At 64.5% G+C, this 8,227-nt stretch carries 8 protein-coding genes; 1 reads left to right on the top strand and 7 read right to left on the bottom strand.

Annotation, left to right across the window (positions count from 1 at the left end; genetic code table 11):
• Positions 1-692, bottom strand: a 692-nt coding sequence (locus Q0D45_RS19470) for a RuBisCO large subunit C-terminal-like domain-containing protein (RefSeq protein WP_293396936.1), incomplete at its 3' end; no start/stop codon positions are given.
• 105 nt (positions 693-797) lie between these two features.
• Here Q0D45_RS19470 and Q0D45_RS19465 point away from each other — a divergent pair.
• Positions 798-1,736 carry a LysR family transcriptional regulator gene (locus tag Q0D45_RS19465; RefSeq protein WP_293396933.1) on the top strand — a complete coding sequence of 313 codons (939 nt, stop codon included), beginning with the start codon at positions 798-800 and terminating at the stop codon, positions 1,734-1,736.
• Positions 1,737-1,799: 63 nt separating this feature from the next.
• Here the strand turns inward: Q0D45_RS19465 and Q0D45_RS19460 are convergent, their stop codons facing one another.
• The 6 genes from Q0D45_RS19460 to Q0D45_RS19435 form a co-directional block, all read right to left on the bottom strand.
• Positions 1,800-2,726, bottom strand: coding sequence for an MBL fold metallo-hydrolase (locus Q0D45_RS19460; RefSeq protein ID WP_293396930.1), 927 nt, complete (start codon positions 2,724-2,726; stop codon positions 1,800-1,802).
• Entirely contained in the window at positions 2,723-3,481 is a 759-nt protein-coding gene (locus tag Q0D45_RS19455) for a phosphatase PAP2 family protein (protein WP_293396927.1), read from the bottom strand. Before Q0D45_RS19455 ends, Q0D45_RS19460 begins: the two co-directional genes overlap by 4 nt.
• A gap of 20 nt (positions 3,482-3,501) precedes the next feature.
• Complete coding sequence (locus Q0D45_RS19450; RefSeq protein ID WP_293396924.1) at positions 3,502-4,314, bottom strand: metallophosphoesterase; 813 nt, start codon at positions 4,312-4,314, stop codon at positions 3,502-3,504.
• Positions 4,311-5,228 (bottom strand): diacylglycerol kinase family protein, encoded by a 918-nt coding sequence (locus tag Q0D45_RS19445; RefSeq protein ID WP_293396921.1) that lies wholly within the window; start codon positions 5,226-5,228, stop codon positions 4,311-4,313. The genes Q0D45_RS19450 and Q0D45_RS19445 overlap by 4 nt, the downstream gene beginning before the upstream one ends.
• Positions 5,229-5,270: 42 nt before the next feature.
• A complete protein-coding gene (locus Q0D45_RS19440) occupies positions 5,271-7,676 on the bottom strand; it encodes a fatty acid cis/trans isomerase (RefSeq protein WP_293396918.1) in 2,406 nt (801 codons plus the stop codon).
• Positions 7,677-7,760: 84 nt separating this feature from the next.
• Positions 7,761-8,227: quinoprotein dehydrogenase-associated SoxYZ-like carrier (locus Q0D45_RS19435; RefSeq protein WP_293396915.1), on the bottom strand; the 467-nt coding region annotated here is incomplete at its 5' end.

The raw sequence follows: 8,227 nt of genomic DNA, 5'->3' as shown, positions 1-8,227 counted from the left end.
AAGCGATCGCGCCAGTGCATGAACGGCTGCGAGTTGATGTTCTCGTCGTCCTTCATGAAGTCGAGACCACCCTTCAGGCCTTCATAGACGACGCGGCCGTAGTTGCGGCCCGAGAGGCCCAGCTTCGGCTTGGTCGTCGCACCGAGCAGCGGCCGGCCGAACTTGTCGAGACGCTCGCGCTCCACGACGATGCCGGTGGCTGGACCCTGGAAGGTCTTCAGGTAAGCGACCGGGATGCGCATGTCTTCCAGACGCAGCGCTTTCACCGCCTTGAAGCCGAAGACGTTGCCGATGATCGAGGCGGTGAGGTTGGCGATCGAACCGCCTTCGAACAGGTCCAGGTCGTAGGCGATGTAGGCGAAATGCTGCTGTTCGGTCTTGGTGCCCGGTCCGGTGTTCGGTACCGGGTCGACGCGAAAAGCCTTGGCGCGATACAGCTCGCAAGCGGTCAGGCGGTCGGTCCAGACCACGGTCCAGGTCGCGGTCGAGGATTCGCCGGCAACGGCGGCGGCGCACTCGTCAGCCGGTACGCCTTCCTGCGGCGTGATGCGGAACATCGCGATGACGTCGGTATCTTTCGGCACGTAGTCGGGCTGCCAGTAGCCCATCTGCTTGTACTTCAGCACGCCGGCGGCATAACGCTTCTTGCCGTCGGTGATCTGCTTGTCATCGCTGGTCATTGCATCGTTCATCGCGTCTTCCTCTTGGCGTTGGCTGTGCTTCGATGGCGAGGAAGGTACGGCGCGTGAGAGTTAAGGTAAATTCACGATATCTGTATCGTCGAGTAAGGTTTTCTGATGTTGAATCTCAGCCTGCGCCAGCTCCGTACTTTCGCCTCCGCCGCTCGCCATCTGAGCTTTGCCCGCGCGGCCGAAGAATTGCATCTGACCGCGCCGGCGGTGTCGATGCAGATCCGCGATCTGGAAACCGCGATCGGCCTGCCGATATTCGAGCGCAGCGGCCGTTCGATGAGCCTGACCACCACCGGCGAATACCTGCTGGTCTATGCCCGCCGGGTGATCGCCACGCTCAAGGAAGCCGAGGACACCATCGCCCGCCTGCGCGGCGTGCAGGCCGGGCGGATCACCGTCGGCATGGTCGGCACTGCGCAGTACTTCGTGCCGAGGCTGCTGGCGCAGTTCCGCAAGGACTACCCGGGCGTGGAAGTGCGGCTGACGGTGGGCAATCGCGATCAGCTCGATCGCCAGCTGCACGATCGCGAGATCGATCTGGCGATCATGGGCCGGCCGCCGCGCGAGCTGGATGTGCGCGCCGAAGCGTTTGCCGTGAACCTGCTGGGCGTGGTCGCCGCGGCGGACCATCCGCTGGCGACCGAACGGGCGATCTCACCGGCCCGGCTCGACCGCGAACTGTTCATCGTCCGCGAGATCGGGTCGGGCACCCGCGGCGCGATGGAAGTGTTCTTCCGCGAGCAGCACATCGCCCCCGTCGCGATCATGGAAATGAGCAGCAACGAAACGATCAAGCAGGCCGTGATTGCCAACATGGGCCTGACCATCCTGTCGCAGCACACGCTGGTCCTGGAACTGCTGGCCGGACAGCTGAAGCTGCTCGATGTCGTCGGCATGCCGCTGAAGCGCGCCTGGCACGTGGTCAGCCTGGGTGCGATGAGCCTGTCACCGGCTGCCGAAGCCTTCCGCTACTTCGTGCTGGAGCGTGGCGAAGCGATGCTTGGGGAGTTGTTCGGAGGAGAAGCAGTGCCTAGCGGCCAGTGACCAGTGGCCAGAAAAAGCGGCGGCGTGATACGGACCACTAGCCACCGACCACAAGCTACTGCTTCACCTGAACTCCTGATCCTCGAACTGGCGGTACAGGTACTGCACGTTCTGCGGGTGGATGACGTCGTACTGCTGCCAGCCCGCGAACTCCGGCAGACGCACGCGGGCCGAGGCCTCGAGCAGGCTGGCGCCGTGCTGGTACTCGCTGCGCACGGCAGCGTCGATCTGCTGCAGATAGCGCTGCATCGCATCGATCTGGCGCAGGTCACCGACCGGCCCGAAGCCCGGCACGATGCGCTTCAGCGGCAGCTTGCGCAGTGCTTCGAGCGTGGTGATCCATTGGCTGATGCGAGCGTCGCGCAAGCTTGGAATGCGCTGGTTGGCGATCAGGCCTCCGGCGAACAAGGTGCCGGACTGGCGATCGAACACGGCTAGCGTGCCCGGTGTGGTGGCCGAGCCGCCGTCGATCAGTGTGACCTGGCGCCCGCCGAGATCGATCGGCGCACGAACGTCGATGTCCCGGTCCGGCGCGATCAGCGCCGTGCCCTTCATCAAGCCGCCGGGCAGCAGTTCGCGCAGATGGGTCAGGCAGTTTTCGCAGCGCTGACGCATCAGCTTCGCGGCGTCCGGCGAGGCCAGCACCGGCAGGCCGTGGGCGCGAAAAGCGCCGGCACCGAACAGGAATTCCTGGATCGGCTGGGTCAGCAGCAGCGCTTCAATCGGCTGGTCGCTGCGCGTCGTCCAGGCGGCGTATAACCGCTCGCCGTGAACCTGCGATACGCCGCTGTCGATCGCCAGTGCCCCACGCTGGCCGACGATCAGCCCGCTGTTGGCGATCTCGCCACGATTGGCCGGGACGATCGCGTCATGGCTGCCGAGATCGGCAAACACGCCGTCGGCCAGCTTCACGGTTTCCGCAGTGGCGATTGCCGGTAGCAAGGCGGTCGCAAGGACGGCCGTCAACAGGATCTGCAAGCAGCGGCTCATGGTCGATAGACCTGCCGCTGCCGCAGCCGTTCTGCGATGACGATGCACAGGCTCAGCCACGCGGCTGCCGACGCGAAACCGGCGATCACGTCGCTGAAGTAATGCACCTGCAGCAGCACCCGACTGAAGCCGATCAGCAGGATCAGGGTCGTCGTTCCGATCAGCAGCGGCAGCCTTGCAGGTGCCGGCAGTCGATGCAGCAGCAGCCAGGTCAGCATGCCGTAGACCGCCAGCGAGCCGGAGGCATGGCCGCTCGGAAAGCTGTAGCTCGGTTCGATCACCAGGCCGTGTTCGTACAGCGGCCGCGCCCGTTCGAACGACAGCTTCAGTGCACGATTCAGCAGACCATTGCCAGCCGTGGCGACCAGCCAGGCCGCCAGTTCCAGCCAGCGTCGACGCAGCAGCAGCGCCAGCGCCACGCCGATCACGACTGCCAGCAAGGTCATGAAATTGCCCAATTGCGTGATCGCGAAAATGGCCTGCAGCGTCGGCCGCGAAATGGTTCTGCGCAGTTCATTGGCCAGCAAGGCATCGAAGACGCTGATGTGGCTCAGCAGGCTGGCCACGGTCACGAACAGCGCCAGTGCCAGCAGTGCGATGCCGAGGCCGACGATCGTCAACGGCCTGGGATTCGCCGAGGCTCGATAGCGCAAGGCTCGCTGCCACAGCAGACGCGTGAGGAGGCTAGCCGCGATGATCAGGCCCGCCAGCAAGGGCAGGGCGTTGGCGGCGATGAACTGCGCGAGGGCCGGCATCGCAGGCTGGGTTTCCCCGATCAGTCCGGCGAGCGGCGATCGAGCGCGATTTCGGTGATCGAGCCCGTCGCAAAGCGCTGCTGATCGGCATCGTAATCCCAGCGTTCGACACTGCATTTCGCAGTGCCCGGCTGATGGCGAATCAGGTTGACCGAGTTCGGTGCGCCAGCCCGGGTGCGCCGCGAGACGGCAGTACCGGCCTGCACGGCCCAGATTTCGCGCGGCAATTGGTGCGCTTCACGCAACGCCTGGGTGAACGGCAGATGGATGTGGCCGCCGAGAATCAGGTCGGCCCCGGCTGCTGACCAGACCTGCATTGCCGCGCGACGGCCGTGCAGCAGGTTGTGCTCGTCCTCGACGTTCTGCACGTGGACCGGCTGATGGGTGACCACCAGCTTCAGCCGCGAAACCGGGCTGCGCAGCAAGCGACGGCGGACCCGCTCGATCTGTCGCGAAGAAACCCGACCGTCGACGTGCCGGAAGCGGCTGGTGGTGTTGACGCCGATGATCAGCACCGCGTCGTCCTCGTAATCCGGTTCCAGTTCTCGGCCGAAGGCGCGGCGCAGATTGCGGTATGGCGCGAACAGCCGCCGCCAGACCTCGAACAGCGGAATGTCGTGATTGCCCGGCAGCACCAGTTTCGAACGGGCTGTCAGTGCATCGATGAACTTGCGCGCGGCGACGAATTCCGGCGTCCGGCTTCGCTGCGTGATGTCCCCGGACAGGATCGCCACATCCGGCTGCTGCTCGCGCGCCAGTTGCAGCAGCGCGTCGACGACCTCGGCGCGCTCGGTGCCGAAGTGGGTATCGGACAGATGCAGCACCAGACTCATGCTGCGCCGTCTTCCGTGGCCGGCGTCAGCGGCACCATCAGCAGCAGCGGCGTCGGCGACACGCAGAACACCAGCGGCACCGGCAGCCGCGTGACTTCGCCATCCATCGCCACCTTGTAGCTCCGTCGCTGGCTGCGACGATGCGGGCGCACGGTGAGCTTCTGCAGCGCGACGCTGATCACCTGATCGGCTTCGCCAAGACGGCCAAAGGCACCGCGCAGCATCAGGCCGATCATCGCCAAGGTGCTGACCGGCTTCGGCGCGATGGCGACCAGATGGTCGTGAGCAAGCGCTGCGCCTTCGGCGATGCCGATCTGCTTGAACTGCAGCGCGTTGTTGCCGACGAACAGCGTCGGCGTGCGGATTCTCCGGGTCTGGCCTTCGGCTTCGATCTCGATGCTCAGCTGCCGGCGGTTGCGCAGCACCGTGACCAGGCCAGACACCGCCGCGATCAGCCTGCTGCGGCCGAAGCGCTGCTTGAAGGCTTCGCGATCCTCGAGCAGTTGCGGATACAGACCGAGGCTGGCGTTGACCAGGAACAGGCGATCGTTGACCAGGCCCACCTGCACCGGCTGCGGCGTCGCTGTCAGCAATGCTTCGGTGGCGATCCGCGTGTCCTGCGAGATGCCGTGCTCGCGGCCGAAGTAGTTGAACGTGCCCTGCGGCAGCACAGCGAACGGTTGACCGCAGCCGAGTGCCGCCTGGGCCACGGCGTTGATGGTGCCGTCGCCACCGGCAGCGACCACGATGCCGTCCTGCGCCTTGGCCAGTTCGACGGCGCGTCGTGCCAGCCCGGGAATGTCACTGCCTTTCTCGGCGAGCAGCAGTTCATGGCGGCGGCCGGCGCGATCGAGCACCTCGCGGATGGTGGTCTGTGTTTCCTGGGTGTCGCTATGTCCGGAACTGGCGTTCATGACGATGAAGCACGGCTGCTGCTGGGTTTGATTCACGTGAGATCAGAGATTTTCAAAGCGATTCATATCCAGAATTCCCGCTTCCAGCGGCTCGGTTTCGCGCTGGTACTGGGAGAAGTCGTTGAACACGGCCCAGAAGTCCGGATGGGTACGGCGCAGTCCCCACTGATCGACGACCTTTTCCAGACTTGCCTTGTCGGTAGCCGCCGACAGTGCTGTGACGAAGCTGTCGAGTTCGGCCATCGGCACATCGAAGGCGAAGTTCGGATAGTTGCCGTAGACGCCAGGCATCACGCTGACCGTGTCGCGCTCCGGCTGCAGGCGGCCCTCCTCGCCCATGATGAAGGCGACATTGCTGTGCGCGCGGTTGTGGACCAGCGAATAGACCAGCCGCTGCTGGTTGCCACGGATGCGCAGCAGCACCACTTCCGGCAGCAGGGTCAGCACCGGCAGGGTCTTGCCGGTGGCCTGTGCCAGCGGCCTCAGCGCGCGATTGGCCGCCTGGGTCATCGCCGAGCTGTCCGGCAGCTTGCAGTCGCCGCGTGCACAGCGGTTGATGACGTCGTCCGGTCCCTTGACCTTGCGCAGCGCCTTCAGCAGCTGGTCGACATAGGCCGCTTTCGCCGCTTCCACGTCGATGCCCGGCTTGAATTTCAGCTGGGTCGGCCGCTTGTCGTCGATGTCGGGATAGGTGGTAAACAGCTTCACCCGGCCGCCGTCCTGATACCACTGGTGCAGCAAGGGATTGCGAAGCTTCGGCGGCAGGAAACGCAGGAAATCGGTCTCGCCGTCGTTGCGGATCAGGTCGAAGTACAGACGCGTCTGCAACTGATGCGAGACATTGCCGAAGACATCGAAATTGACCACCAGCTCGTAGAAGGTACGCTCGAACAGCGGGTAATCCATCACCCACAAGGTCTCCGGCATCGCGCCGATCAGGCCGTTCTTGACGAAGGCATTGTCGTGATGACGGAAGACGGTCAGCAGGGCATCGCGATTGGTCCCGTCGCCATCCCAGATGTCACTGATCGACGCGCCCTTCGGCATCTTCTTGGCGTAGGCCTCCTGGCGCAGCCGCACGTAATCGTTGCGCTGGTTGCGATAGCTGGCCCATTCGGTGCCGGCCTTGATCAAGCTCGAATCCTGTCCGGCGACATCGAGCAGCGGCGAAACCTTCTTGCGATAGGCGGCATCGTTGACATACAGCTCGCGTGACGGGTCTTCGAAGCTGACCCAGAACTGGTCGCGGATCACGTCGGTCGCCGCTTGGCCAGCACAGACCGGGCCGCGGATGAAAGTGCGGACGAAGTACTGCGCCTCGTCGAGCATGAACTGGTAGCGCGCCTTCGCCGGGATCGGATCGAAGGTCAGGAACGGATTGGCGCGGGCTTCCTTGTCGTGCTTCTCGTGCTCCGATTTCGGCGGCACGGTCCAGGCGTCCTTCAGGAACAGATCCTGGAAGTGCGCCATGCGGCGCGCGTCGAGCCCGTAGGTGATGTGGTTCTTCTGGACGATGCTTTCGGTCAGGATCCGCAGCCGGTAATGGAACGGGCCGTCCGGCGCCTGGTTCGGCAAGCGGGTGGCGACCGGCACGATGGCTTCGCCCGATGGCGTGCGCGAGCGCAGCAGCTCGTAGAAGTGCGGCGTCTTCTCGCTGGTGAAATGCAGATGGGCGGTGAACAGGTGCTCGTAGAGATAACGAGCGACCAGCTGCTCGCGATCCCCTTCGCGGTTCAGCCAGTTCTCCCATTGCGTGATCTGCTCGGCTTCGGCAGCGCTCGGCTGCACCTCGTTCGGCTCGACGACCGCGCCCTGGGAAATCCAGGTGCTCAACGTCTGGTACTCGGGCTCGGTCAGGCCAGTCACGGCCAGCGGCATGCCTTCACGCGGATGCTTTTTGGCGAAGCTGTCGTACTCGTCGAGGGTCGGGCACTGATTGACTCGCGCGAAGCCGAGCTGCAGGTCCTCCGGCAGCCGCCGGTTCGGCGGCCAACTGTTTTCGCGGCCCATTGCCAAGGCGCGCTGCAACAGTGCCGACGGCACCTGATTCTTGCCTTCGGTCTGCAGCACCGGCTGCACCGAGTAGAAGCCTTTCTGGCGCCACTCGCCGACATTCAGGGCGTCGATGCCCAGGCGAGTGGTGGGGATACGTTCGAGCCGCGTGCCGTCGTAGACAGCCAGCTTGCTGGCACCGCGCTCGACGCCGTCGGCGCTGGTCAGCTTCAGCTGGCAGGGCGCGTCGTAGCAGCCGTGGCAGGCGGCGCACTTGCTGTCGAAGATCGGCTGGATATCTTTCGCGTAGTGGTAGGTCTGGATGACCGCCACAGGCGCTGGCAACGGCTGTTCCTTGGGAACGATGCCTGAGCAGGCCAGCAGGGCGAAGGTTGCAGCACAGCAGAAAGCGCCGACGCCATACCAGCGGCGGCGAGGTGTGGAAATGAGCGACAAGGGACGATTCCGGAGCAAGTTAATGCGATCGTATCAGGCTGATCGCGACCATTTTTGCAGTGGCTCGCCGGTGCCGCCGCGCAGTTACCGGGTGGTGTTGGCGACGCCACCGAGCTTGAAGGCGACCTCGCTGCTGAAACTCAGGTCCTTGGTGTCGACCACATCGGCGTGCAGGGCGCCATCGCCGCTGGGCAGAAAATAAAAGCGGAAATTGGGGTTTTCGCTGATCGAGAAATCGATATCGGCGGTCAGCACCAGCTTGTCGCCGTAGCGGACGCTGAGCTTGCGCACGTAATACGCCGGTTCGTACAGACGGCTGACCTGATCGAGCACCAGCCCCGATGCGTTCGGATGGCTGATGGCGAGCTGCACGGCCGCCGGCTTGCCGGCTTCCAGCGGATCATCGACCCTGAACTTGATCCGCCCGGCATTGCGCAGTGCTTCCTTCGGGTCCTTGCCGGCTGGCGCCGAGCAGCCGCCGGATGCCTTGACGTAGTGGCTGGCCATGTACAGGGAGCCATCGTTCAGTTCGGCGATCGCCCGCACGTCGG

The sequence above is a fragment of the Nevskia sp. genome (assembly GCF_023266035.1).
Classification (GTDB): domain Bacteria; phylum Pseudomonadota; class Gammaproteobacteria; order Nevskiales; family Nevskiaceae; genus Nevskia.
Note: the sequence above shows the minus strand (reverse complement) of the source record. Positions and strands in the feature narration are given on the sequence as shown.